Consider the following 25949-nt stretch of genomic DNA (forward strand, 5'->3'; position numbering starts at 1 on the left):
AGGCCCGCCGGCCACAGCGGGCGAAGGACGTCCGGCGGCGACGGACGGCCGACGCCTCGCCGGGCCGCACCGCCGACCGTCCTGCCGGGGCCCGGGGCCCCCTTCCCAGGGCGCCGCACGCCTCCGGGACCCGGCAGTCCGTGTCGGAGCACGGAGCCCAGGCCGAGGAAGTGGAACCCGCCCAGCGTCGTCCGGGCACTTTCGGGGTCGGAACCGGCACAGCCCATCCGCGGAACACGCGCCGACGTCCCGCCAACGCGACGGTGACGACACCCTCGCCGACCTCGCGCCCTCACGGGCCGCATCCGAACCCACGGTCCTGCCGCCCTCCCGCCGGAGGCCCCTGATCCATCGTCAGCTGGGGTGCGGGACGGTCTGGTCGGAGTTCCGGAATCCGATGGCACCGTGCGTATGCGCCTCGCTAGACTCCGCCCGCTCGATCACATGTGTGGTCTTTCCGTGAGCGCGACCTGCCCAACATGGGGGGAATGGATGAACGTGCTGCCGATCGGCAGACGAGTACGACGGAAGCGAGGTGGAGGCGGCCGCGCAGCCGCCTCCGGGGCTCTCCTGCTGGCCGTTCTGGCCTCGCTGGTGGGCCAGGCCGCACCGGCCCAGGCCGTGGGGGCACCGCCTACGGCGGCCGCCGCGCCGCAGGCGGGCGCTCCGGCGGACCAGAGCTCGAAGCCGAGTCCGACCGCTGACCCGAGTCCGACTGCGAAGCCGAGCCAGAACCCGAGCCCGACCGCTGACCCGAGCCCGGCCGCTGACCCGAGCCCGACCGCGAAGCCGAGCCAGAACCCGAGCCCGACCGCTGACCCGAGCCCGACCGCGACCGCGGGCACCACGGCCGCCGCGCCGGACCGGAAGGCCGACCGAGGAGCCGCCGCCCGCGAGCTCCAGCAGGCCGCCTCGAACGGCCCGTGCCCGACGGAGCTGCAGCCCGGCACGGTGGCGAGCTGCACCCTCGACCAGAGCGCGACCGCCGTCTTCAGCCTCACCCTGCCGCAGCAGAAGGACCTGCTGCTCGTGCAGATCGTCGCCGCCCAGGGATCGATCACCCCGACCGTGGTCGCACCGGACAGCACCATCGTGAGCTGCGACGACCCGGTCGGCCCGAGCTGGGGCAGCAACAAGGCCCTGCGGTGCGCCACCACCCAGGCGGGCACGTACACGCTGAAGGTCGGCACCGTCACCGGTTCGGCGACCGGTCTCGCGGTGTCGTACCTGCCGCTGCTGTCCACCGCGGCCTGCCGGACGGTGAGCGCCGCCGACCTCGCCCTGGGCGCCCCGGCCGTCTTCCAGGGCTCGCTGGCACTCGGTTCGGCCGGTGACTGCTACCAGGCGAACGACCTCGTCGCCGGCGACATGCTCCGCACCGGTTCCGCGGTCCAGCGCGGCACCGTCGTCGTCTACGACGCCACGGGCGCCCAGGTCTGCGGCCGGTGGGTCTACCCCGACTGCCGGCTCACCGGCACCGCACCGTTCCGGATCACCGTCCAGCGCTACAACGGCGAGGCCCTGGCGTACGACTTCTTCGCGGCGCGGCTCTCCCACCCGGAGGGCTGCACGCTGGTCGAGCCCCAGGCGTTCGGTGTCTCCCCGGACCCGACCTCCGCCGCCCGGTGCCGCACCCTGCGCGTCCCGGAGTCCGCGAGGTACGACTTCGGCCCGGTCGTCCAGAACGACGGCTCCGTCTCCGGCGGGCTGCTCGCAGCCGACGGCACCCCGAAGGGCGGACTCTGCTACCAGGGCGCCTGCGACCTGACACCTGGTGACTACACCTGGGCCGTCGACGCGTACGCCACCTCGGTCGGCGCGTTCGGCATGGCCTTCCACTCGGCCAAGGAGACCAGGGGCTGCGTCGCCACCAACGACACCGGCCTGACGGCCGGCCCGGCCACGGGCACCTTCGACGGGCCCGGCCAGCAACTCTGCCTGTCCCTGCCGACCGCCTCCGGAAAGGGCGTCCACCTGCTCAACCGGCCGCCCGCCGACGGCGCGCCGGTCAATGCCCAGGTTCTCGACGCCTCGGGCGCCAAGCAGTGCGAGATCAGCGGCGGCTCGTCCACCACCTGCAAGCTGACCGGCACCGCCCCGTTCCGCGCGGTGCTGACCGGAACGCCGTCCAAGGCCTACGGGCTGGTGGTCCACCGGACCGAGGTGACCGACGGCTGCACCGCCTGGCCGCAGAGCGGGTTCGACGGCACCTGGGGCGCCGAGGTCCCGCTGACCGCGGCCGCACCGCAGGCCTGCCTGAGCCTGCCCGCGGACCGGCACTCCACCCTCGAACTGGTCGACTACACCAACATCAAGAACCAGCTCAACGCCGAGGTGACGGTGGTCGACGCCGCCGGTACCCCGGTCTGCACGGCGGTCTCGTACGGGAACTCGGCCAAGACCTGCCGACTGGCCGCCGGCGCCCCGTACACCGCGCTGCTGAACGGCTGGGGCGGGCCGGACACGTACAAGCTCGTCCGGCACGACATCTCGCCGAGCGGGAACTGCCTGACCCCGGCCTCGACCAAGGTCGGCGGCCCCGGCACCTCCTTCGACCTGACCTCGGCGCTGGACGCCCGCTGCGTCCGGATCACCGCCGCGAGCAGCGACAAGTACACGCTGGGCGTCCGGACCTCGGACGGCCCGAACGGCAAGAACGCACTGCTCAGCGTCGTCGACACCGAGGGCAAGTGGCTCTGCACCCAGTTCGGCACCGCCTGCAAGCTCACCGGCACGGGCTCGTACACCGCGGTCGTGCTCGCCTCCGGGTACCAGGGCAAGCCGATCCACACCAGGGTCGACGCCTGGAAGTTCCAGACGGCCGAGGGCTGGGCGCCCGAGTGCACCACGAACCCGATCGCCGTCGAGGGCTTCCCGCAGCGCAGCGGGGTGTTCACCGACGACTCGACCGGCTACTGCGCGGTGGTCGACATGAAGGCCAACCAGTCCTTCAACGTGGTCGGCACCAGCAGCGCCACCGGGATGAACGACATCCCGTGGCTGGGCCTGATGCGGGGCTCCCGGTGGGACGACTACTCCGGCTACCAGTGCATCTCCAACTACGGGACCTTCGGGGGCCGGTGCCTGTCCGACTCGCAGGCCGAGCAGGCCGTACTGGTGCTGAGCAGCGTCACGGCGGGCACACCGGTCGAGTACAGCATGCAGGGCACCTGCGACTCCGCCTGCCCGGTACCGCGGCCGCAGACGGCCCTGACCTCGGTCAGCCCGTCCAGCGGCGCCGCCGGGACGAGGGTCCAGGCCGTGATCCGGGGCAAGGGGCTCACCCTGGGCAGCAGGGCCAAGCTGGTGGGCAACGGCTCCTCCAGCTGGCCGCTGCTGTCGACGCTCTCCGTGAACGCCGACGGCACCGCGCTCGACGTGCTGCTCGACACCAACGGCCTGGCGCCGGGCAGTTACGGCATCGAGCTCGACGGCGTCTACGGGGTCTCGCTCCCCGACGCCTTCACCGTCACCGCCGCCACCGCCCCGGCCAGGAGCCGGTTCGTCCCGATCACTCCGGCCCGCTTCCTGGACACCCGGGACGGCACCGGCGCCCCCGCGCAGCGGGTCGGCCCGGGCGGCGTGGTCGAGCTTCAGGTGGCGGGTGTGAACGGTGTCCCGGCGACCGGGGTCACGGCGGTCGTCATGAACGTCACGGCCGTGGACCCGACCGAACCGGGCTGGGTCACGGTCTACCCCGACGGCGGGCCGCTTCCGGGCGTGTCCAACCTCAACTTCGGGACCGGGCACACCGTCCCGAACCTGGTGACGGTGCCGGTGGTGAACGGGAAGGTCGACCTGCGCAACGAAGCAGGCTCGGTCGACCTGACCGCCGACGTCACCGGCTACTACACCGACGCGGCCACCGGCTCGGCCTTCTCCCCGATCACTCCGGCCCGTTTCCTGGACACCCGGGACGGCACCGGCGCCCCCGCGCAGCGGGTCGGCCCGGGCGGCGTGGTCGAGCTTCAGGTGGCGGGTGTGAACGGTGTCCCGGCGACCGGGGTCACGGCGGTCGTCATGAACGTCACGGCCGTGGACCCGACCGAACCGGGCTGGGTCACGGTCTACCCCGACGGCGGGCCGCTTCCGGGCGTGTCCAACCTCAACTTCGGGACCGGGCACACCGTCTCCAACCTGGTGACGGTGCCGGTGGTGAACGGGAAGGTCGACCTGCGCAACGAAGCAGGCTCGGTCGACCTGACCGCCGACGTCACCGGCTACTACGGGGACTCCGGCTCGGCCTTCTCCCCGACCACCCCGGTTCGGCTGCTGGACACCCGCAAGGGTGTCGGCGCCCGGGCCGGGACGGTGGGCCCCGGCGGCGTCCTCAGCGTGCCGGTGACCGCGATCGAGGGCGTGCCGGCCACCGGTGTGACCGCCGTGGTCCTGAACGTCACGGTCACCGAGCCGACGGCGGACAGCCGACTGACCGTCTACCCGCACGGGACCGCCCGCCCGGACGCGGCGAACCTCACCTTCACGGCCGGGCAGACCAGGGCCAACCTGGTCGTCGTCCCGGTGGTGGACGGCCGGGTGTCACTCTTCAACCAGTGGGGTGACACGCACGTGATCGCCGACCTGAACGGCTACTTCACGGCCTGATCCCGCACCGCCCCGAACGCCGCCGTGCCGCCCGATCCCCGGGCGGCACGGCGGCGCCGTTTCGGCGGACACGCTGTGCGGTCGACGGCGACCGTACGTGCACGGGCGGCTCTGACTTCACCCGCACCCCGTCGGCCGGATCATCGACACCACGGCCCGCGGCATCGACGGCTTCGCCGCCGGCCGCAGCAACGAGAACGCCCTGGTCCCGGCCGCGCCGCAGGCCTAACCCAGCGCCTCCCGGTACCAGGCGACGGCCTCCGGGAGCCGGGCCACCGGGCCCGGACCGGGCGGGCAGGCGGCGAGCCGCCAGATCCGCTCGCTGCGGTACCAGTGATCGCGGGCGATCAGGCCGAACTGCCGCTCGGAGACCCGGCCGGGCGCGACGGCCAACAGCCGACGGCACTCCTCCCAGGGCACGGCCGGGCCGTCCGGGGCGGACAGCAGGCCGAGGGCGGCCAGAGCGGCGAGCAGGTCGCCGCCGCGGACCGGCTCGGGGTGCGAGGCGTGGTGGACGCCCGGCGCAGCAGCGTGCCCGTCCAGGGCGAGCACCGTGATCAGCCGGGCCAGGTCGGTGCGGTCCACCATCGAGAGCCGGGCACTGCCGCCCTCCCAGCGGACCGGCACCCGGCGGACCAGCTCGGCCAGCGCGGGCACCACCCAGCGGTCGCCGGTCCCGGTCACCAGCCCGGGGCGCAGCACGTACCCGCCGACCGCCAGCGCGTGGCGCTCGCCGAGCAGCCGGGTGCGGCTGGCCTCGGACACCGGGGCGGGCGGCGCCTCGTCCACCTCGATGCCCGCGTGCGGGCCCTCGCCGTAGACCGCCGCGGTGGAGAGGTGGACGATCCGCCGCACCCCGGCACGGGTGGCGGCCGCCACCAGCGCGGCGGTGCCCCGGTCGTTCACCGCCTCGCACTCCTCGGCGCCGCCGTCGACCCGGGAGGCGAGGTGCACCAGCGCCCCGGCGCCGGTACAGAGCTCCGTGAGCGCCACCGGGTCGGCGAGGTCGCCCGGCACCCAGGCGGTGCCGGGTACGGCGCTCTGCGGCGGCTTGCGGACCAGGGCGCGCACCGGGACGCCGCGCGCCGCGAGGGCCGCCAGCACGGCGGAGCCGATGAAGCCTGTCGCCCCGGTCAGCGCGACCGTGGGGCGCGCCGCGGGTCCGTGTTCCGCCGCCATCTCCGAGCCTCCCTGCCGACCGGCCGGTCAGTCTAGCCAGGAGGCGCCCCGGTGGGGAGGCACCCGTACGGAGGGGGCGGGGGGTGGCCCGAGGTAAGGCCCACCTAGGCTGTATGTCAAGCAAAACGGGCGAACCGGACCCGCACCAGGGACCACGAGGACGGAAAGCAGGACCCGCCGATGGGCGACGGAATGTCAGGAATGCACCACCACGGCGGGATGACCCAGCTAGGCCCGTTCACCTTGTCGAACGTCTGGACCTGGTCCCCGGACTGGGTGTTCCTGCTCGGCGGCCTGGTCGTGCTGGGGCTGTACGCGGCGGGCGTGGTGCGGCTGTACAGGCGTGGCGACCGCTGGCCGATCGGCCGGATGGTCGGCTGGGCAACGGGTGTCGCCAGCATGCTGCTGGTCACCTGCACCGGGCTGAACGACTACGGCATGGTGCTGTTCAGCGCGCACATGATCCAGCACATGGTGCTCTCCATGCTGACGCCGATCCTGCTGCTGCTCGGCGCCCCGATCACGCTGGCGCTGCGGGCGCTGCGCCCGGCCGGCAAGGGCCGTCCGCGCGGGCCGCGCGAGCTGCTGGTGGCGCTGCTGCACAGCCGGTACGTCCGGATCATCTCGCACCCGGCGTTCACCATCCCGATGTTCATCGCGAGCCTGTACGGGGTCTACTTCACCCCGCTGTTCGACTTCCTGATGCAGTACCGCCTCGGGCACATCTTCATGATGGTGCACTTCCTGTTCACCGGCCTGGCCTTCTTCTGGCCGATCATGGGCGTGGACCCGGGCCCGCACCGCCCCGGCCACGTGATGCGGATCATCGAGCTGTTCATGGGGATGCCGTTCCACGCCTTCTTCGGCGTGGCGGTGATGATGGCCGGCCACCCGCTGGTCACCACCTTCACCGCGGAGGGCTCGCCGCCCGGCACGAACCTGCTGGAGGATCAGAAGCTGGCCGGCGGCATCACCTGGGCGTTCGGCGAGATCCCGACCGCGATCGTGCTGATCGCACTGGTCTACCAGTGGATGGGCTCCGAGCAGCGCCAGGCCCGCCGCACCGACCGTGCCGAGGAACGCTCCGGCGACGCCGAGCTGGAGGCGTACAACGCCTACCTGGCCTCCCTGCACAAGCGCGACCGGCGCGCGGGCGCGGCCCCGGCCGCCCCGGTCACCGGTGCCGCCCCGGCGGCCGACGCCGGCTGAGGCCGCCGCCGCCCTCCACGGAACCCCCCTTCCCGTGAACCCCCGTTCCACCTCCGGAACGGGGGTTCCGCCGTGTGCGGCCCACGACGGAACGGTCGTTCCGCCGGATGCGTTCGAAGGGATATGCACGTCCTGCCGATCGTCGCCGCCCTGCTCTGCGGGTACGTCCTGCTCTGGCTGCTCGGCTTCCTCGGCCTGGCGCTGTACCACCGCCGCCGGCCCGCGCCGGCCGGCTCCGATTACCTGGTGGTCCTGGGCGCCGCGCTGGACGGCTGCGAGCCCGCACCCCCGCTGGCGGCCCGGCTGGACGCCGCGCTGGAACGTTTCGCTGCCGAGGAGGCCGCCGGGTACGCCCCGCTGGTCCTGGTGACCGGCGGGAAGGGCCCGCACGAGGACTGCACCGAGGCCGCCGCGATGGCCCGCTACCTGGTCGCCCGGGGCGTCCCGGAGGAGCGCATCCGGCGCGAGGAGCGGGCCGTGAACACCGCCGAGAACCTGCGCTTCAGCGCCGCCCTGATGGCCGCCGAGCGCCCCGGCTACCGCTGCACGGTGGTCACCAACGGCTTCCACACCGTCCGCTCCTCCCTGGCCGCCCGCCGGGCCGGTGTCCCCGCCGCCGTGCTCGGCGCGGACGGCCCGCTGGCACACGGCCCGTACCTCCTGCTGCGCGAGGCCGTCGGCACCGCCCTCGCCCTGCTCGGCCGCGCCTGAGGGCCGGTCCCGGAGCCGGGCTCTGGGCCACCTCGGGGCCGTTCCTGCGGGACGAGCTCTCCCCCGGTGCGGTCGCGGGCGTCGGTCTCTTCCTGCTCGTGCCACCGCTGCTCGGCGTCCTGATGACGGCGTCCGCCACGTACGACATCCGGAGCTGGATGCGCAGCGACCAGGCGGTGACGGCCACCCTGAGCGGCTGCCACGTCTCCGGTTCGGAGACCCTGGACACCGACCGCGGACCGATCGGCGCGGTCGACGTCTACAGCTGCACCTACCGCCGGGCAGGACTGGGAGCAGGTCCGGCGCTCCCCCGGCGGGAACCATCCGGACGGCCGTCAGGAGCAGGTCTGGGCGGACGGTTCGACCGGCGAGGTGGCCGAGCACCGGCCGTTCAGGATCGGGATGGGCATCCTGATCGCACTCGCCTGCCTGGTCGCCACCGTGCTGGTCTGGGGCGGGCAGCTGATCCTCCTGCCCGAGGACGGCCTGCTCGGCCGCCGGCGGACGGCCGGCGCCTGAGCACGGAGGAGGCCCCCGGGTCCGTAGGACGGACCCGGGGGCCTCCCGGTGCCTCAACTCGGCCGGATTCAGCCGAGGTTGGCGATCGCCTCGTTGAAGGTCTTGGACGGGCGCATCACGGCGGCGGCCTTGGCCGGGTCCGGCTGGTAGTAGCCGCCGAGGTCGACCGGCGAGCCCTGGACGGCGATCAGCTCGTCCACGATGGCCGACTCCTGCTCGGTCAGCGCCGCGGCCAGGCCGGCGAAGGCCTGGGCCAGCTCGGCGTCGGCGGTCTGCTCGGCCAGCTCCTGGGCCCAGTACAGGGCCAGGTAGAAGTGGCTGCCGCGGTTGTCGATGCCACCGAGGCGGCGGCTCGGCGACTTGTCCTCGTTGAGGAAGGTGCCGGTGGCGCGGTCCAGGGTGTCGGCCAGCACCTGGGCGCGGGCGTTGTCGGTGCTGCTGGCCAGGTGCTCGAAGCTGGCGGCCAGCGCGAAGAACTCGCCCAGGCTGTCCCAGCGCAGGTAGTTCTCCTTGACCAGCTGCTGGACGTGCTTCGGGGCGGAGCCGCCGGCGCCGGTCTCGAACAGGCCGCCGCCCGCCATCAGCGGGACGACCGACAGCATCTTGGCGCTGGTGCCCAGCTCCAGGATCGGGAACAGGTCGGTCAGGTAGTCGCGCAGCACGTTGCCGGTCACCGAGATGGTGTCCTCGCCGCGGCGGATGCGCTCCAGCGAGAACTTGGTGGCCTCGACCGGGGACTTGATCTCGATCTGCAGGCCGGTGGTGTCGTGCTCCGACAGGTACGTCTTGACCTTCTCGATCAGCACAGCGTCGTGGGCGCGGTGCTCGTCCAGCCAGAACACCGCCGGGACACCGGTGGCGCGGGCGCGGGTGACGGCCAGCTTGACCCAGTCCTGGATCGGCAGGTCCTTGGTCTGGCAGGCACGGAAGATGTCGCCCGGCTGGACGGTCTGCTCCAGCACCACGTTGCCCTCGGTGTCGACCAGGCGGACGGTGCCCGCGGCGTCGATCTCGAAGGTCTTGTCGTGCGAGCCGTACTCCTCGGCCTTCTGGGCCATGAGGCCGACGTTCGGCACCGAGCCGATGGTCGCCGGGTCCAGGGCACCGTGGGCGCGGCAGTCGTCGATGACGGCCTGGTACACGCCGGAGTAGCTGCTGTCCGGCAGCACGGCGAGGGTGTCGGCCTCCTCGCCGTCCGGGCCCCACATGTGGCCGGAGGTGCGGATCATGGCCGGCATCGAGGCGTCGACGATGACGTCGCTCGGCACGTGCAGGTTGGTGATGCCCTTGTCGGAGTCGACCATGGCCAGGGCCGGGCCCTCGGCCAGCTCGGCCTCGAAGGAGGCCTTGATCTCGGCACCGAGGTGCGGCACGTTGTCGAGGCCGGCCAGGATGCCGCCGAGGCCGTTGTTCGGGTTCAGACCGGCGGCGACCAGCACCTCGCCGTACTTGGCGAAGGTCTTCGGGAAGAAGGCGCGGACCACGTGGCCGAAGATGATCGGGTCGGAGACCTTCATCATGGTGGCCTTCAGGTGCACCGAGAACAGCACGCCCTCGGCCTTGGCACGGGCGACCTGCGCGGCCAGGAACTCGTTGAGGGCGGCGGCCCGCATCACCGAGGCGTCGACGACCTCGCCGGCCAGCACCGGCACCTTCTCACGCAGCACGGTGGTGGTGCCGTCCTCGCCGAGCAGCTCGATGCGCAGCGCACCGTCGGCGGCGATCACGGCGGACTTCTCGGTGGACCGGAAGTCGTTCTCACCCATGGTGGCGACGTTGGTCTTGGAGTCGGCCGTCCAGGCACCCATGCGGTGCGGGTGGGTCTTGGCGTAGTTCTTGACCGACTGCGGGGCGCGACGGTCCGAGTTGCCCTCGCGCAGGACCGGGTTGACGGCGCTGCCCTTGACCTTGTCGTAGCGGGCGCGGACGTCCTTGTCCTCGTCGGTCTGCGGGTCGTCCGGGTAGTCCGGCAGGGCGTAGCCCTGGGCCTGGAGCTCGGCGATGGCGGCCTTGAGCTGCGGCACCGAGGCCGAGATGTTCGGCAGCTTGATGATGTTGGCACCCGGGGTCTTGGCCAGCTCACCCAGCTCGGCCAGGGCGTCGCCGATCCGCTGCGCCTCGGTCAGACGCTCCGGGAAGCTCGCGATGATCCGCCCGGCCAGGGAGATGTCGCGGGTCTCCACCCGCACACCCGCGGTCGAGGCGTACGCCTGGACCACCGGCAGGAACGAGTAGGTCGCCAGGGCCGGAGCCTCGTCGGTGTGCGTATAGATGATGGTCGAGTCAGTCATCGGTACTCCGCTTCACGTCTCCAACGTCTTGACGTCAAGATATCTCGTCACGGGCCCCCAGCTCCACCTCCCCCCGCCCCCGGGCGCGCACCGGCCCGGTCGGCGGGCGCTGCGACCCTCGCGTCGGGGGCGCTGCGGCCCTCGCGTCGGGGTCGCTCCGGCGGTCGCGACAGCGGTCGTGACGGGGCTCGCGACGGGGGACGTGACAGGGGACGAACTCCACGGTCGTCCGGCTCGGGACGCGCGGCAAGCGGAGCGCTCGACCAGTGGGTTGGTCCACTCGGGTGAGCCGGACGTCAGGGCTGCGTCAACGCACGTCCCCATTCGGTCAACGCCGCGTCAGGACCGGCGGCACCCGGGCCGGGCCGTCCTAGCGTCGAGGCAGTCAGTTCCGGCAGGCACCACCACCCCACTCGGGAGCATCCGCATGGCCCGCGTCGTCTGGCACGTTCCGGTCACCGCCTCCGGCACCGGAGGCACCGCCGCACTCCGTCTGTTCCACCTGCGCGACGGCCGCCGCTGCGCGGTCGGATTCTCCAGCCCCGAGGCCCTCGTCGCCCTCCTCGGGCCCGACCAGGGCCACGTCGAACTCGGCGAGCCCGCCCTCCGTGACCTCACCGTCCCGCTCGGGATCGACACCCTGGTGGTGGACCCGAGGCTGGTCGCCCCCTCCGTCACCGTCCCGTTCGTCACCGCCCCGCCCGCTGCCACCCCCGCCGCACCACCCGTCCCGGCCCCGACCGTCCGGTTCCAGCACCGGTGACGGCCCCGCTCCAGATCGTCCCGGGCGGTCCGGCTCCGGCGGGACGGGCTCAGCCGGTCCGGGCGCTGCACGCGATCGCCCGGATCAGCCACGGCCCGGTCCCGCTCGACTTCGACCGCCTCGCGGCGGAGTTCCCGGCCGTCCAGAGCGGCCTGTCCCTGGTCGGCGAGGCCGACCTCGAACTGCGGCTCGCCTGCACCGGCCCCGAGGAGCTGCGGACGATCGCCGCCGCCCTGCACCGCGCGGGCGCCGCCCGGGTGCACATCGACCTCGTCCTGCGCGCTCTCACCCCGGCCCCCGTCACCCTGCGGCCGGTGCCCTGATCGGCATCGGTCCGGCGCCCCGCTCCCTGTCCGGGGCGGGGCGCCCGACCGCGCTCACTCCTCTCCGGGCCGCGGGTCCGGGTTGACCGCCTGGCCGTCGATCGGCTGGCCCCAGGTGTCGTCGCCGGCCGCGCCGACGCAGTAACCGCTGCCCTCGACGTGCCCGCCCGCGCTCCGGCACTGGTCCGCGGTGACGTCCCGGCGTCCGGTTGCGGATGCCGGTCCGGCGGCCGCGACCACAGTTCCGACGGCGGCGGCGAGCAGGAGGACGGAGGCGGTCGCGGTAGCCACCCGGGCCGGGAGTGAGCTGTTCATGCGGACCACCACAGCACGCCACCGGGGCCCCGGCGACCACAGGGCGCCCGCGCGGGTGGCCGCCGGGGTGGCCCCCGCGGACCGGCCGTCATCCGCTCCTCAGGCGCCGGCGCCGCGACGGCCGCGAGCAGCGGCACCGAGCCCGCCGGCAGGCCCGCCGTCAGCGGCTCGCCGGGGACCGGCACGCCGGTCACCGCCGCCGTCGCGGGCTCCGGCAGGAGCAGCACCCCGGCCGCCGTGCCGGGCACGGTGGTCGGGCCGGTGAAGTAGCCAGTGGAAGGCGAACAGGGTGGGCACCGCGCCGAGGAGGAGCGGCTCCACCGCCGTCACCATCGGGTCCCGTCCCGCCGGTAGGGCGCCCTGGACGCCCCGGACGGCCGCGAGCGGGAGGCGGCAGAACAGACCGGAGGTGAAGGCGCCGGTGCCGCCCCGGGCCCAAAGGGTGATGCCGCTCCGCCCTGCGCCCGCGAGGGCGGCCGGCGCGACGCCGAGGGCCGGGCGCGGGCCCGCCGGCGGGGCGAGCCGACCGAGGGCCTCCTCCGCCTCGGCCGCGCCGGACCAGGTGGACGGCGAGGGCATCGCCGTCCCGCCGCGCGACGCTGATGCCGCCCCGTCGGGCCTGGTCGAGGCGCCCCGGTGAACCGTCAACCCGTCCTGGCGCCAAGGGAGTTCGATTGGCTGAGGGCTGGACAGGCGAGCACCGACACCGAGGGCGGGCCGGGCGGGCAGGCCGGGACCGGCGGCCTCCCGGACGGCGGCAGCGGCAGGCACGCCACGGCCACCCGACCCGACACCGACCCTCGGAGCGAACAGCGGCGCCCCCGCAATGTGGCACCCCGTCATTCCGACCCCGCCGCGGCGGGCGAGGCCGGCAGCACTCCAAATGAGTGAGCAGGATTTGGCGCCACCTGAACGACCCAGCCCACGCCGCCAACTCCCCCAATTTCCAGGCGATTTGAGAAGTACTTATAACCGGCCGAATCGATCCTGAGGGCAGTTCGACGACGCACTTGACCACCCGTTCGGCCCTGGGCGTCAACCATTTGGCACGGATTGATATGACAGTCATTTAGCCAGTAGGTACGTTCATTCATGTCGGCACCAAGCCGATCCAGTCCAGAAACAGGAGAAGGTCCATGAACAAGATGACCACCGCCATTGTCCTCGCGGCGTCGGCGGCCGTCGCCGTGACCGGTATCACCTACGCGTCGGCCACTCCCGAGCCCGTGGCGAAGGCGGCCCCGGTCGTTCAGAAGGCGGCCCCGGTGGCCGCTCCGGCAGCGGTCGCCCCGGCGGCTGTTGCCCCGGCGGCCGCTCCCGCCCTGGCGCCGCTCGACGGCGGCTCGAAGGGCAACGAGGGCAAGGGCAACGAGGGCAGGGGCGAGGAGCGCCGGGAGCACCGGGAGCACAAGCGCCACCACCGGGGCGTGATCCACGTCAACGAGCGCTCGTACTCCGCCGACGACTTCGGCTGCATCACCGTGGTCAGCGGCCTGGGTGCCAAGACGCTGAACATCCGCAACGACAGCCACCGGACCGTCGAGGTCTTCAGCGGCGCGGTCTGCGACAACGGCGCCCCCATCGCCACCGTCGGGCCCCGCAGCTCCAGCGACGGCGTGCGCCCGAAGCACCTCCACCACCACGACGGTATCGAGGTCAAGGACGGCGTCGTCGGCAGCTTCCGAGTCGTGCACCACTACGGCGAAGGCCGCGGCGAGGGCTACGGCGAGGGCGAGGGCTACGGCGAGGGCGGGAAGCGCTGATCCAACGGCATAACGACATAACGGCATAACGTGGAGCCCCGGCCCGCCGTAATCGGGCCGGGGCACCGACATGTGCAGTGTCCCATAAGTTTACGAACCCAACCTGTGAGTGACGTCCGCCGAGGCGGCCCAACAGCGGCCACTCGGCGGTCCGGCGTGATGCGCAGCGGGTCGCCAGACACGGCACGGCGGCGGGTACCTGCACAACCATGCGATACCCGCCACTTCCACGAACGAATGGGGCTCCGCATTGCCGGGACCCGGGAGCGAAGCTCAATTCACGCTCAAGTACCGGACCTACCCGCGAGTCGGGTAACACGCACAAGAGCGGGAGGCCCCCTACCTGCACGGATATCCGGCAAAGAACGTAAATATTCAGTAATGAAATCTGTGCAGACCTCTATGAATAGACCTACTGTGTGGCAACTCTCCGCGCTCCGCCCACCTCGGAGCCCCCACCCACAGAGAGATCGTTCATGGCTTCCCTCAACCAGGTCTCCTCCCCACCCGGCCAGAGCACCGGCCCCGACGGGACCACCCAACGGTCGCTGCGCCGCCACGTCGGCCTCGTCGGCCTCATGTGGGCCTCGGTCGGCTCGATCATCGGCTCCGGCTGGCTGTTCGGCGCGAAGGAGGGCGTGATGGCGGCCGGCCCGGCCGCCGTGCTGTCCTGGGGCATCGGCACGGTCGCGATCGTGCTGCTCGCGCTCGTGCACGCCGAACTCGGCAGCATGTTCCCGGTCTCGGGCGGTACCGCGCGCTACCCGCACTACGCCTTCGGCGGCCTCGCGGGGATGTCCTTCGGCTGGTTCTCCTGGCTCCAGGCGGCCACCGTCGCGCCGATCGAGGTCGAGGCGATGATCGGCTACGCCCGGCACTGGCCCTGGGCCGACGGCCTGCTCAACGACAACAACACCCTCACCGCCAGCGGTTTCGCCGTCTCCACCGTCCTCATGGCGGTGTTCGTCGCGGTGAACTTCCTCGGTGTGCGCGTCCTGGCCCGCACCAACAACATCGCCACCTGGCTGAAGATCTTCGTCCCGCTGCTCACCATCTTCGTGCTGGCCGTGACCAACTTCCACGGCTCCAACTTCACCTCGCACGGCTTCGCGCCGTTCGGCGCCAAGGGCGTGCTCGCGGCGATCAGCACCAGCGGCATCATCTTCGCCCTGCTCGGCTTCGAGCAGGCCATCCAGCTCGCCGGCGAGAGCCGTAACCCCAAGCGTGACATCCCCCGCGCCGTGCTCGGCTCGGTCGCCATCGGCAGCCTGATCTACACCCTGCTCCAGGTCGTCTTCATCGGCGCGCTGCCCCTGAGCGCCTTCGCCAACGGCTGGGACAAGCTCGACTTCCCCGGCATCGACGGCCCCTTCGCGGGCCTCGCCACCCTGGTCGGCCTCGGCTGGCTGGCCTGGGTGCTCTACGTGGACGCCGTGATCTCCCCCGGCGGCAGCGGCCTGATCTACACCACCTCGACCTCGCGCATCTCCTACGGCCTGAGCCGCAACGGCTACGCCCCGCGGAAGTTCGAGGAGCTGGACAGGAACGGCGTGCCGTGGTTCGGCCTGGCCATCGCCTTCGTCACCGGCGTGATCTGCTTCCTGCCCTTCCCGAGCTGGCAGGAGCTGGTCGGCTTCATCACCTCCGCCAGCGTGCTGATGTACGCCGGCGCCCCGCTGGCCTTCGGCGCGATGCGCCGCCGGCTGCCCGAACGCGAGCGCCCCTACCGGCTGCCGGCCGGTGAGCTGATCTCCCCGGCCGCGTTCGTGGTCTCCAGCCTCATCATCTACTGGTCCGGCTGGCACACCCTCTCCCGCCTGGGCATCGCGATCGTGCTCGGCTACGTCCTCCTCGGCAGCTACGCCGCGTACGCGATCAAGAAGGGCCTGCCGAACGCGCCCCGGCTGAGCTGGAAGTCCGCCCAGTGGCTGCCCCCCTACCTGGTCGGCCTCGGCCTGATCTCCTGGCAGGGCAGCTTCGGGGACGGCACCGGCAACATCCCGATGTGGGCCGACATGGCCCTGGTGGCGGTGTTCTCGCTGGTCATCTACTTCTGGGCGATCCGGGTGGCGCTGCCGGCCGAGGCGATCGAGCACGAGGTCTCCGACGTCGAGGTGGTCGACGAGGGCGGCCACTGAGCACCGACGACCGACAGGAAGGGCCCGCCGTGCGACCGGCGGGCCCTTCCACGTGCGTCAGAGGCTGAGCACCGTCCGCAGCGCCGTGGTGAGCTCGGCCTCCGCGTCCTGCGCCGGGCCGGGCGAGCGCCAGGCGACGAAGCCGTCCGGGCGGACCAGCACGGCGCCCTGCGGGCCGATGCCGTGCAGGCCGGCGAAGTCCGTCCCGGGCTCCGGGGCCAGGTCGTCCTCGGCGCCGTCGCCGATCCGGTAGCCGTCCAGCGGGACCGCCAGCCGGTCGGCCGCGCGCCGGGCGCCCGCCTGCCAGGCACCACCCTCGGGTCCGGTGAGCAGCACCATCGCCTGCTCGTACAGGTCCAGGGTGGAGAGCCTGACCCCCGCCCGCAGCAGCCACTGGTGCGGGGCCCGGCTGCCCGGCTCGCCCGCCGCCTCGAACTGCTCGGGGACCACCGGCCCGGTCCGGTCCGCGCCGATCACCGCGCCCACCGGGTACCGGTAGCCGAGCGCCACCGCCAGCACCCCGGCCTGCCGGCCGACGCCCGGCACCACCGAGTAGCCCGGGTGGCTGTGCTCGGCGGAGCGGGCCGAGGCCCGCTCGCCGGTCACCAGGGCGACCGGGCGGCGCTCCTGCCCGTACGTCTCCAGCAGCCGCGGCCCGGCCCAGCCGCACAGCACGGCGGCCATCTTCCAGGCCAGGTTGTGGGCGTCCTGGATGCCGGTGTTGGAACCGAACGCCCCGGTCGGCGACATCTCGTGGGCGGAGTCCCCGGCGAGGAAGACCCGCCCGGTGCCGTACCGCTCCGCCACCCGCTCGGCAGCGTGCCAGGGAGCCCGGCCGGTCACCTCGACGTCCAGCTCCGGCAGGCCGACGGCGGTGCGGATGTGCCGCACGCAGCGCTCGTCGGTGAAGGCCTCCAGCGGCTCGCCGTGCTCGGGGTGCCAGGGCGCGTGGAAGACCCACTCCTCCTGGTTGTCCACCGGCAGCAGCGCTCCGTCCGCCTCCGGGTTGGTCAGATAGCAGGCGATGAAGTGCCGGTCGCCGACCACCTCGGCCAGCCGCTTGGCCCGGAAGGTGATGCTGACGTTGTGGAACAGCTCGCCCTTGCCGGTCTGGCCGATGCCCAGCCGCTCCCGGACCGGGCTGCGCGGGCCGTCCGCGGCGATCAGGAACTCCGAGCGCACCACCCGCTCCTCCCCGCTCTCCCGGCTGCGCAGCACCGACGTGACGCCGGTCTCGTCCTGCTCGAAGGAGACCAGCTCGGTGCTGAACCGCAGGCCGCCGCCGAGCTCTCGGGCCGCCCGCAGGAGCACCGGCTCCAGGTCGTTCTGGCTGCACAGGCACCAGGAACTGGGGCTGAACCGGGCCAGCCTGCCGCCCGGGTCGATCTCCCGGAACAGCCACTCCTGCTCGGCGCCGGTCAGCGAGGGCGCCTGGAGGATGCCGTGGTTGGGGGCCAGGATCGAGGCCGCCTCGCGGATCGCCGGTTCGATCCCGGCCACCCGGTACAGCTCCATGGTGCGGACGTTGTTGCCTCGCCCCCGCGGGTGATGCGAGGTGTCGGCGTGCTTCTCGACCAGCAGGTGTCTGACCCCGAGTCGACCGAGGAAGAGTGAGGCCGACAGCCCGACCAGCGAGCCACCCACGATCAGGACCGGCACCCGGTCGTCAACCTTCGGATTCATCAATTGCTCCGCCCTGTCAGGGGATTCCGCGGCCCGGCGACTGGGCTCGGCGCCGCCCTCGACGGGGCCCGCTCAGCCGGGGGCCCCGCTCTTCCATCCCCCGCCCGCCCCCGCCCGAGGGCGCCCGTGCCGCCCCTTCGCCCGGATGGCCCGCAAATCTCGCGCCGCGCCCGGTGCGCCGCCCACGATCGACCTCAGGCCTGGCGCCGACTCGCCCGGCCGAACCGCCGTCGCACCGCCCTCCCAGGCCGGGGAGCACCCGCCGGGCACGGCCGACACGGCCCGCAGCGTGCGGCCCAGAGCAGAAAGTGGATCATGACAACTCTGTCCGAACCCCAGCCGAAGCAGCAGGACGAGGTCGACACCCGGCTGCGGGTGGTGCTGATGCTGGAGATCCAGGACGGCGCCCAGCAGCGCTTCCTCGACGTGTACGAGCAGCTGCGCCACCAGGTGGCCTCGGTCCCCGGCCACGTCAGGGACCAGTTGTGCCAGTCGATCAGCGACCCGCGCCAGTGGCTGATCACCAGCGAGTGGGAGGACCAGGAGACCTTCCTGGAGTGGGTGGAGAGCCCGGCCCACCGGGAGATGGTCAAGCCGATGCACGGCTGCGTCAGCGACAGCTTCCGCTCGCTTCGCTACGCCGTGCTGCGCGAGACCTCGGCGGCCGGCTCGACCGGCACCCGGGCCCCGATGGAGGTGCCGCCCGGCCTGCCCCGCACCGCCCCGGCCGGCCACGTCGGCCCGCCCAAGGCCGACCCGGGTCCGGACGGCGTGGTCCGCCACGCGCTGACCTTCACCGTCAAGCCGGGCAGCGAGCCCGAGGTGGCCCGCATCCTCTCCGGCTACGCCTCCCCCCAGGCCGAGGTGGACGAGCACACCCGGCTGCGCCGCACCTCGCTGTTCATGCTCGGAAACCGGGTGGTCCGCGCCGTCGAGGTGATCGGCAACCTCGGCGACGCGCTGCGCCACGTGGCGATGCAGCCCGAGGTGCGGGCCGTCGAGGAGGCGCTGAACCCGCACCTGGAGGAGGCCCGCCAGCTGGGCGACCCGCAGGCCGCCCGGGCCTTCTTCGCCAAGGCCGCGCTGCCCGCCCGGCACCAGGCGATCGCCAGCTCCCCCAACTCCGCCCGGCTGCACCGGCACGCCGTGCTCTACCCGGTCCGTCCGGGCCAGGGGCAGGCCGTTGCCGAGCTGCTGGCCGGGCACGACAACCTGGCCACCGCCGACCCGACCGGGCCGGTCGCAGCGGCCACCGTTTTCCATCGCGAGGACGTGGTGGTGCGCCTGGTCGACCTGCGGGTGCCGGCCGAGGCCGACCCGGCGGCCGCCCTGGGAGTGGCCGGCGACCGGCAGGCGGCCGTACTCGCGGGGCTGCTCGACCTCGGCCCGCAGGGCGACCTGCGCACCGCCGCCGGGCTCAGTGCCTTCCTCGCCGCCCGCGCCATGAACCCGGTCACCGACCGCAGTTCCGCCGACCCGATCAACAACTGACGTTCCGTCATTTAACGGCAGTGCCACCGGAGGAGCCCATCATGACCACGCAGTACCCACGGATCGTCAACGTCCACGAGGCACCGGAGAACCGCCGCCACGGCGCCGAGCTGCGCACCATGCTCACCCCGACCAGCTGCGGCGCGACCAGCGGCTTCATGGGCCTGGCGATCGTCAAGCCCGGCGAGCGGATCGGCGAGCACTACCACCCGTACTCCGAGGAGTTCGTGTTCGTCGTCTGCGGCGACCTGGAGGTGGACCTGGACGGGGAGACCCGGCCGCTCAAGCCGGACCAGGGCCTGATGATCCCGATCAACATGCGCCACCGCTTCCGCAACGTCGGCGACACCGAGGCCCGGATGGTCTTCCACCTCGGCCCGCTCGCCCCGCGCCCCGACCTCGGCCACGTGAGCACCGAGGGGACCGCGGCCTCCGGGCCGCCGGAACACGCCAAGGTGGGCTCGTGACCCGGCGCGTCGCCGTCACCGGGATCGGCGTGGTCGCACCCGGCGGGGTCGGTGTCCCGGCGTTCTGGGACCTGCTGACCTCCGGCCGTACCGCGACCCGGGGCATCACGCTCTTCGACCCCACCGGGTTCCGCTCCCGGATCGCCGCTGAGGTCGACTTCGACCCGGCGGCCCACGGGCTGGGCCCGGAGGACGTCCAACGGGCCGACCGCTACGTGCAGTTCGCGATGGTCGCGGCCGACGAGGCGATCGCCGACGCCGGTCTGGACCTGGCCGCCGAGAACCCGTGGCGGATCGCCGTCTCGCTCGGCACCGCCGTCGGCGGCACCACCCGGCTGGAGCACGACTACGCCCTGGTGAGCTCGGCCGGCGCCCGCTGGGACGTGGACCACCGGCAGGCCGAGCCACAGCTGCACCGGGCCTTCGCGCCCAGCACGCTGGCCTCCGCGGTCGCGGAGCGTACCGGCGCGCACGGCCCGGTGCAGACCGTCTCCACCGGCTGCACCTCCGGCCTGGACGCGATCGGCTACGGCTTCCAGGCGGTCGAGGAAGGACGCGCCGACATCTGTGTCGCCGGCGCCTCCGACTCCCCGATCTCGCCGATCACCGTCGCCTGCTTCGACGCCATCAAGGCCACCAGCGAACGCAACGACGACCCGCAGCACGCTTCCCGCCCCTTCGACGCCGGCCGGGACGGCTTCGTGCTCGGTGAGGGCGGCGCCGTCCTCGTACTGGAGGAGCTGGAGCACGCCCGCCGCCGCGGCGCCAGGATCTACGGCGAGATCGGCGGCTTCGCCACCTTCGGCAACGCCTACCACATGACCGGCCTCACCAAGGAGGGGCTGGAGATGTCCCGGGCGATCGACCACGCGCTCGCCCACGCCCGGGTGGACCGCACCGAGGTGGACTACGTCAACGCGCACGGCTCGGGCACCAAGCAGAACGACCGGCACGAGACCGCCGCGGTCAAGCGATCGCTCGGCGGGCACGCCTTCGGCACTCCGATGAGCTCGATCAAGTCGATGGTCGGGCACTCGCTCGGCGCCATCGGCGCCATCGAGGTCGTCGCCTGCACCCTGGCGCTCGCCCACGGCGTGGTGCCGCCGACCGCCAACTACGAGACTCCGGACCCGGAGTGCGACCTCGACTACGTGCCGCGCACCGCGCGCGAGCTGCCGCTGAGCCACATCCTCTCGGTCGGCAGCGGATTCGGCGGATTCCAGTCCGCCGTCGTGCTCAACAGAACGGGGTGAGTTCCATGACGTCACGTCAGCAGGGCCGCCGGGCCGCGGTCACCGGCCTCGGCGTGGTGGCACCGAACGGGGTCGGGGCCGACGCCTTCTGGAAGGCCACCAGGCAGGGCGTGAGCGTCCTCGACCGGATATCCCGCGAGGGCTGCACGGGACTGCCGCTCAGGATCGCAGGCCAGGTGAACGGGTTCGACCCGCAGTCGGCGATCGACAACCGCTTCCTGGTGCAGACCGACCGGTTCACGCACTACGCGATGGCCGCCGCGGACCTGGCCGTCGCGGACGCCGGGTTCCGGCCCGATCCGGAACAGCCCTTCGCGGTCGGCGTGGTGACCGCGGCCGGCTCCGGCGGCGGTGAGTTCGGCCAGCGCGAGCTGCAACAACTCTGGGGCCAGGGACCGAGGTTCGTCGGCCCGTACCAGTCCATCGCCTGGTTCTACGCGGCCAGCACCGGCCAGATCTCGATCCGCGGCGGCTACAAGGGCCCGTGCGGGGTGGTCGCCAGCGACGAAGCCGGCGGGCTGGACGCCCTCGCGCACGCCGCCCGCTCGATCGAGCGCGGCACCGACGCGGTGGTGGTCGGCGCCGCCGAGGCCCCGCTGGCGCCGTACTCGATGGTCTGCCAGCTCGGCTACCCCGAACTCAGCCTGGCCGAGGACGCCGAGCGCGCGTACCTGCCGTTCACCGAGCAGGCCTGCGGGTTCTCCCCCGCCGAGGGCGGCGCGATGCTGCTGCTGGAGGACGAACGGACGGCCCGCCTGCGCGGCGCCAACGTCCGGGCGCTGCTGGCCGGGCACGCCGCCACCTTCACCGGGCCGTCCCGCTGGGCGGAGTCCCGGGAGGGACTGGCGGCCGCGATCCGGATCGCGCTGGACGAGGCCCGCGTCGTGCCCGAGGAGATCGACGTGGTCTTCGCGGACGCCCTCGGGGTGCCGGCCGCCGACCGGGCCGAGGCCCTGGCGCTGGCCGACGCCCTCGGCCCGGCCGCCGAACAGGTCCCGGTCACCGCACCCAAGACCGGTACGGGCCGGGCCTACTGCGGCGCCCCGATGCTCGACGTGGCAGCCGCCGTACTGGCCATGGAGGACGGCCTGGTGCCGCCCACCCCCAACGTCACCAAGGTCTGCCACGACCTCGCCCTGGTGACCGACCGCGCCCGCCCGGCCGAGCTGAACACCGCGCTGGTGCTCAGCCGCGGGCTGATGGGCTCCAACTCCGCGCTGGTCCTCCGGCGCGGACAACCCTGAACCACCCGTCACACCTTCGAAGGGACACCCCGTGAACAACCCCCTCAGCTATCCCGAACTCGCCGCGCTGCTCCAGGCCCGGGCCGGGGTCGCCGTCGCCCCGGGCGACCTGGCGCTGCCGGGCGCGGAGTTCGAGACGTTCGGCATCGACTCGCTCGGCCTGCTCGGCGTGGTCGGCGAGTTGGAGAACCGGCACGGCCTCAAGGTCACCTCGGGCGCCGAGTCGGCCAAGACCCCGGCCGAGTTCCTGGAACTGGTCAACTCCTCCCTCACCATGAAGGCTGGTGCCTGAGATGCCCGGACACACCGACAACGAGATCGTCATCGCCGCTCCGCTCGACCTGGTCTGGGAGATCACCAACGACCTGGAGAACTGGCCACGGCTGTTCAGCGAGTACGCCTCGGTGGAGGTGCTGGACCGGCAGGGCGACCTCGTCCGGTTCCGGCTCACCATGCACCCGGACGAGAACGACCAGGTGTGGAGCTGGGTCTCCGAGCGGGAGACCGACCGGGACGCGCTCTCGGTGCGCGCCCGCCGGGTCGAGCCCGGCCCGTTCGAGTTCATGGAGATCCGCTGGGAGTACGCGGAGGTGCCGGCCGGCACGAAGATGCGCTGGATCCAGGACTTCGCGATGAAGCCGACCGCCCCGGTCGACACCGAGGGCATGGTCAAGCACATCAACCGGAACTCGAAGGTCCAGATGCAGCTGATCCGGGAGAAGGTCGAGAAGCGGGCGGCGGAGCTGTGACCGGCGTGCACCGGGCGCTGATCGTCGCCCGGATGAAGCCCGAGGCCGCGCCGGACATCGCCGAGGTGTTCGCCGAGTCCGACCAGGGCGAGCTGCCGCACCTGATCGGCGTCACCGGCCGCAGCCTGTTCCAGTTCGGCGACGTCTACCTGCATCTGATCGAGGCCGACCGCCCGCCGGGCCCGGCCGTCGCCAAGGTCGTCGGGCACCCCGAGTTCCGGACCGTCAGCGACCGTCTGACCGCCTACGTGCAGGCGTACGACCCGGCCACGTGGCGGGAGCCGAAGGATGCGATGGCGCGGGAGTTCTACCGCTGGGACCGCTGATCCGGCGGCTCCCCGATGGGCCCGCCCCCGGCCGTGCGCCGGGGGCGGGCCCATGTGTGCGCCCCGGTCCGTGGACGCCCCGCGACCGGCCGGGGAGCGGACCGGATTCACCCGGATCGCACTCGGCACCCGAGTGAACACACTCGGGACTCCACCCAAAGGGCGCACGCTCCGTGCCGATACGGCCACGCTCCGGTGGCAGGCGGCCGCGCAGTGGGTGACGGTAAATCAGGCGCCTCCTCCGCGGGTCCCTTTGTCCGGCATCGTGCCGGCGGTCGCGGTCCTGCGCGCCGGAAGGATCATCCTCATGCGTTCTACACGCACGCTGCTCACCGGGGCGGCCGTCGCCGCCGTCCTGACCGCCGGTACCCCCATGGCGTTCGCCGACGGCGCCCCGAACCAGGACAAGAACCTCACCTGGCAGGAGAAGTCCGCCGAGAACTCCGGGGGCGAAGACGAGCACCGCGGCAACAACGAGCACAAGGGCTCCGACGAGGGTCGGGGCAACGAAGGCCGCGGCAACGAGGGAAGGGGCAACGAGGGCCGCGGCAACGAAGGCCGGGGCAACGAGGGCCGAGGGAACGAAGGAAGGGGCAACGAAGGCCGGGGCGACGAGGGCCGCGGCAACGAAGGCCGTGGCAACGAGGGAAGGGGCAACGAGGGCCGAGGGAACGAGGGAAGGGGCAACGAGGGCCGCGGCAACGAAGGCCGGGGCAACGAGGGCCGAGGGAACGAAGGAAGGGGCAACGAAGGCCGGGGCGAGGACAACAAGGGCCCGCACGGCGGCGTGCACGCCGGTGGCGGCGGCACGGCGTCGACCGGCGGCGGGCTCGCCTCCGGCGCGGTGCTCCTGCTCGGTGGCCTCGGGGCCGGTGCGTACGCCCTGCGCCGCGGCCGCCGCACCTCCGGCGCGGTCGTCTGACGCCTGACGTCCTGCTCCCGCCGCCTCCGGGCGCCACCCCAGACGGGGCGGGCGAGCCGGGGGCGGCGGGCCCATCGTGGAACCGGTTGAGCGGAGGACAGGAATGACGGACGGTTCCGCCACTGGAATTCCCCGGCTGCTGCGCGTGGGGATGGGCGCGACAGCGGTCGGACTACTGCTGATCTTCAACTCGGTGGACACCGGGCCGGGGACCAACCGGGCGGAGAGCCAGCCTGCTCCCCCGGCTGCCGCCGCACCGGCCCTCCCTGGGCCGCCGGGTGCCCCGGCCCCGGTCCCGGTCCCGGCAGCCCCGGTCCCGGTGCCGGCCGCCCCGGCCCCGGTGCCGCAGACGCCGGTGCTGGAGCGCGCCCAGCCGACCCGGCTGCGGATCCCGCAGATCGCCGTGGACGCGCCGTTCACCGAGCTGACCCTGGACCCGACCGGCCGGCTCAACGCGCCACCGCCGGGCGACAAGAACCTGGTCGGCTGGTACCGGGACGGCGTCACCCCGGGCGAGCGCGGCAGCGCGCTCGTCGCCGGGCACGTGGACACCGCCAAGGGCCCGGCGGTGTTCCTGCTGCTGAAGCTGCTGCGGCCGGGCAACAAGGTCGAGGTCAACCGTGTGGACGGCACGGTCGCGGTGTTCTCGGTGGACTCGGTGGAGACCTTCGCCAAGGACGCCTTCCCCGACCAGAAGGTGTACGGCAAGGTGCCGGACGCCCAGCTGCGGCTGATCACCTGCGGCGGCGCCTACGACAAGAAGCGCCAGGACTACCGGGACAACGTGGTGGTCTTCGCGCACCTGGAGTCCTCGCACAAGGCCTGACCCGGCTGACGCGGACGACCGCCGGCCCCCGTGAGTCGGGGATCGGCGGTCGTCCGTGCGTACGGCGGCAGCGGCGGTTCAGCCGTTCACGGTGGCCTCGAAGGCGTGCAGGTAGGGGTTGACAGGGCGGACCGCGACGACCGTCAGCCCGGCCTCCGCCATCAGCCCGGCCATGCTCTCCTCCGAGTGCTTGGCGCCCCCCACGTTGAGCATCAGCATCAGGTCCATGGCGGTGGTGAAGCGCATCGAGGGGCTGTTGTCGATCAGGTTCTCCACCACCACGACGCGGGCGCCGGGGCCGGCCGCCTTCACCACGTTGGCGAGGGTGCGGCGGGTGCTGTCGTCGTCCCACTCCAGGATGTTCTTGATGATGTAGAGGTCGGCACGGAACGGGATCTCCACCCGGCAGTCGCCCGGCACCAGTCGGGCCCGGTCGGAGAAGGCGCCGCCCTTCCGGAGCCGGGGGTCGGCGCCGGCCACCACCTTGGGCAGGTCGAGCAGGGTGCCGTGCAGCGCGGGGTGCTTCTCCAGCAGGCTTGCCAGCACGTGGCCCTGGCCGCCGCCGATGTCCGCCACCGACTTCACGCCGGTGAGGTCCAGGTACTCGGCGAAGTCCGCGGCGGACTGCCGGCTGGAGGTGGTCATCGCCTTGTCGAAGACCTTCGCCGAGTCGCCCGCGTCGCTGTGCAGGTAGTCGAAGAACTCCTTGCCGAACAGTTCGGGGAAGACGTTGCGGCCGGAGCGGACCGCCTCGTCCAGTCTCGGCCAGGCCTCCCAGGTCCACGGCTCGGTGCACCAGAGGGAGATGTAGCGCAGCGAGTTGGGGGCGTCCTCCCGCAGCAGCCGGGACATCTCGGTGTGCTCGAAGCGGTCGTCGCCGCTCTCCACGAAGATCCCGTAGCAGGTGAGCGCGCGCATCAGGCGGCGCAGCTGTCGGGGCTCGGTGTCGAGTACGGCGGCGAGGTCGGTGACGGTCGCCGGGGTGTCGCCGAGCGCGTCGGCGACGCCTAGCCGGGCGGCCGCGCGGACGGCGGCGGCGCAGGCGGCGCCGAAGACGAGCTCGCGCAGGCGCATCGCGGCCTGGGTGCTGGTGTGGGCGGGTGCGGTGGTCATGGCTGGGTTCCTCGGGTCCTTGGGAGTTCCTGGGGCGGCGGGCGGCGAGGGGCCGGGGA

Annotated in this window: 22 protein-coding genes; 16 read left to right on the plus strand and 6 right to left on the minus strand. The window is 72.9% G+C overall.

What is annotated here, in order from left to right:
• Positions 1 to 951: 951 nt before the first annotated feature.
• The gene (locus AB0O11_RS22735) at positions 952 to 4605 is read left to right on the plus strand and encodes a hypothetical protein (protein WP_363389881.1); all 3654 of its coding nucleotides are present in this window, start codon (positions 952 to 954) and stop codon (positions 4603 to 4605) included.
• A gap of 225 nt (positions 4606 to 4830) precedes the next feature.
• Here AB0O11_RS22735 and AB0O11_RS22740 read toward each other — a convergent pair whose 3' ends face one another.
• Complete coding sequence (locus AB0O11_RS22740; RefSeq protein WP_363389884.1) at positions 4831 to 5784, minus strand: NAD-dependent epimerase/dehydratase family protein; 954 nt, start codon at positions 5782 to 5784, stop codon at positions 4831 to 4833.
• A 201-nt stretch (positions 5785 to 5985) separates the two neighbouring features.
• Here AB0O11_RS22740 and AB0O11_RS22745 point away from each other — a divergent pair, with 201 nt between their 5' ends.
• Positions 5986 to 6993 (plus strand): cytochrome c oxidase assembly protein, encoded by a 1008-nt coding sequence (locus tag AB0O11_RS22745; RefSeq protein WP_363390054.1) that lies wholly within the window; start codon positions 5986 to 5988, stop codon positions 6991 to 6993.
• A 123-nt stretch (positions 6994 to 7116) separates the two neighbouring features.
• Positions 7117 to 7704, plus strand: a complete 588-nt coding sequence (locus AB0O11_RS22750) for a YdcF family protein (protein ID WP_363389886.1) — start codon at positions 7117 to 7119, stop codon at positions 7702 to 7704.
• A gap of 587 nt (positions 7705 to 8291) precedes the next feature.
• Here AB0O11_RS22750 and AB0O11_RS22755 read toward each other — a convergent pair.
• A complete protein-coding gene (locus AB0O11_RS22755; RefSeq protein ID WP_363389889.1) occupies positions 8292 to 10514 on the minus strand; it encodes an NADP-dependent isocitrate dehydrogenase in 2223 nt (740 codons plus the stop codon).
• Positions 10515 to 10941: 427 nt separating this feature from the next.
• On the opposite strand from AB0O11_RS22755, the gene AB0O11_RS22760 reads away from it, so the two are divergent.
• Together AB0O11_RS22760 and AB0O11_RS22765 are read left to right on the plus strand one after the other, a co-directional pair.
• The gene (locus AB0O11_RS22760; RefSeq protein WP_363389892.1) at positions 10942 to 11277 is read left to right on the plus strand and encodes an SAV_915 family protein; all 336 of its coding nucleotides are present in this window, start codon (positions 10942 to 10944) and stop codon (positions 11275 to 11277) included.
• Positions 11274 to 11600, plus strand: coding sequence for a hypothetical protein (locus tag AB0O11_RS22765; RefSeq protein ID WP_363389895.1), 327 nt, complete (start codon positions 11274 to 11276; stop codon positions 11598 to 11600). Before AB0O11_RS22760 ends, AB0O11_RS22765 begins: the two co-directional genes overlap by 4 nt.
• A gap of 54 nt (positions 11601 to 11654) precedes the next feature.
• On the opposite strand, the gene AB0O11_RS22770 is transcribed toward AB0O11_RS22765, so the two are convergent.
• Together AB0O11_RS22770 and AB0O11_RS22775 are read right to left on the minus strand one after the other, a co-directional pair.
• Positions 11655 to 11915, minus strand: a complete 261-nt coding sequence (locus tag AB0O11_RS22770) for a hypothetical protein (protein ID WP_363389898.1) — start codon at positions 11913 to 11915, stop codon at positions 11655 to 11657.
• Between the two features lie 99 nt (positions 11916 to 12014).
• Positions 12015 to 12494 (minus strand): hypothetical protein, encoded by a 480-nt coding sequence (locus AB0O11_RS22775; RefSeq protein ID WP_363389900.1) that lies wholly within the window; start codon positions 12492 to 12494, stop codon positions 12015 to 12017.
• 557 nt (positions 12495 to 13051) lie between these two features.
• Here AB0O11_RS22775 and AB0O11_RS22780 point away from each other — a divergent pair.
• Positions 13052 to 13678 (plus strand): hypothetical protein, encoded by a 627-nt coding sequence (locus tag AB0O11_RS22780; RefSeq protein WP_363389903.1) that lies wholly within the window; start codon positions 13052 to 13054, stop codon positions 13676 to 13678.
• Between the two features lie 476 nt (positions 13679 to 14154).
• Complete coding sequence (locus AB0O11_RS22785) at positions 14155 to 15816, plus strand: APC family permease (protein ID WP_363389905.1); 1662 nt, start codon at positions 14155 to 14157, stop codon at positions 15814 to 15816.
• A 57-nt stretch (positions 15817 to 15873) separates the two neighbouring features.
• On the opposite strand, the gene AB0O11_RS22790 is transcribed toward AB0O11_RS22785, so the two are convergent.
• Positions 15874 to 17499 (minus strand): FAD-dependent monooxygenase, encoded by a 1626-nt coding sequence (locus AB0O11_RS22790; RefSeq protein ID WP_363389908.1) that lies wholly within the window; start codon positions 17497 to 17499, stop codon positions 15874 to 15876.
• 315 nt (positions 17500 to 17814) lie between these two features.
• On the opposite strand from AB0O11_RS22790, the gene AB0O11_RS22795 reads away from it, so the two are divergent.
• The 9 genes from AB0O11_RS22795 to AB0O11_RS22835 all read left to right on the plus strand — a co-directional run bounded on the left by AB0O11_RS22795 (position 17815) and on the right by AB0O11_RS22835 (position 24777).
• A complete protein-coding gene (locus AB0O11_RS22795; protein WP_363389911.1) occupies positions 17815 to 18990 on the plus strand; it encodes a SchA/CurD-like domain-containing protein in 1176 nt (391 codons plus the stop codon).
• A 41-nt stretch (positions 18991 to 19031) separates the two neighbouring features.
• Positions 19032 to 19457, plus strand: a complete 426-nt coding sequence (locus tag AB0O11_RS22800) for a cupin domain-containing protein (RefSeq protein ID WP_363389914.1) — start codon at positions 19032 to 19034, stop codon at positions 19455 to 19457.
• Complete coding sequence (locus AB0O11_RS22805; protein WP_363389917.1) at positions 19454 to 20710, plus strand: beta-ketoacyl-[acyl-carrier-protein] synthase family protein; 1257 nt, start codon at positions 19454 to 19456, stop codon at positions 20708 to 20710. The genes AB0O11_RS22800 and AB0O11_RS22805 overlap by 4 nt, the downstream gene beginning before the upstream one ends.
• A 5-nt stretch (positions 20711 to 20715) precedes the next feature.
• Complete coding sequence (locus tag AB0O11_RS22810) at positions 20716 to 21954, plus strand: beta-ketoacyl synthase N-terminal-like domain-containing protein (RefSeq protein ID WP_363389920.1); 1239 nt, start codon at positions 20716 to 20718, stop codon at positions 21952 to 21954.
• A gap of 31 nt (positions 21955 to 21985) precedes the next feature.
• A complete protein-coding gene (locus AB0O11_RS22815; RefSeq protein WP_363389923.1) occupies positions 21986 to 22246 on the plus strand; it encodes an acyl carrier protein in 261 nt (86 codons plus the stop codon).
• Between the two features lies 1 nt (position 22247).
• Positions 22248 to 22703, plus strand: a complete 456-nt coding sequence (locus AB0O11_RS22820) for an SRPBCC family protein (RefSeq protein ID WP_363390056.1) — start codon at positions 22248 to 22250, stop codon at positions 22701 to 22703.
• A 5-nt stretch (positions 22704 to 22708) separates the two neighbouring features.
• Positions 22709 to 23029 (plus strand): TcmI family type II polyketide cyclase, encoded by a 321-nt coding sequence (locus AB0O11_RS22825; RefSeq protein ID WP_049659041.1) that lies wholly within the window; start codon positions 22709 to 22711, stop codon positions 23027 to 23029.
• A gap of 307 nt (positions 23030 to 23336) precedes the next feature.
• Positions 23337 to 23951 (plus strand): hypothetical protein, encoded by a 615-nt coding sequence (locus AB0O11_RS22830; protein ID WP_363389925.1) that lies wholly within the window; start codon positions 23337 to 23339, stop codon positions 23949 to 23951.
• A 103-nt stretch (positions 23952 to 24054) separates the two neighbouring features.
• Positions 24055 to 24777: a class F sortase gene (locus tag AB0O11_RS22835; protein ID WP_363389927.1), complete on the plus strand. Its 723-nt coding sequence runs from the start codon at positions 24055 to 24057 to the stop codon at positions 24775 to 24777.
• A gap of 78 nt (positions 24778 to 24855) precedes the next feature.
• Here AB0O11_RS22835 and AB0O11_RS22840 read toward each other — a convergent pair whose 3' ends face one another.
• Positions 24856 to 25890 (minus strand): methyltransferase, encoded by a 1035-nt coding sequence (locus AB0O11_RS22840; protein WP_363389929.1) that lies wholly within the window; start codon positions 25888 to 25890, stop codon positions 24856 to 24858.
• Positions 25891 to 25949: the final 59 nt, after the last annotated feature.

Origin of the sequence: Kitasatospora sp. NPDC093102 (assembly GCF_040683915.1) — a bacterium.
Classification (GTDB): Bacteria; Actinomycetota; Actinomycetes; order Streptomycetales; family Streptomycetaceae; genus Kitasatospora.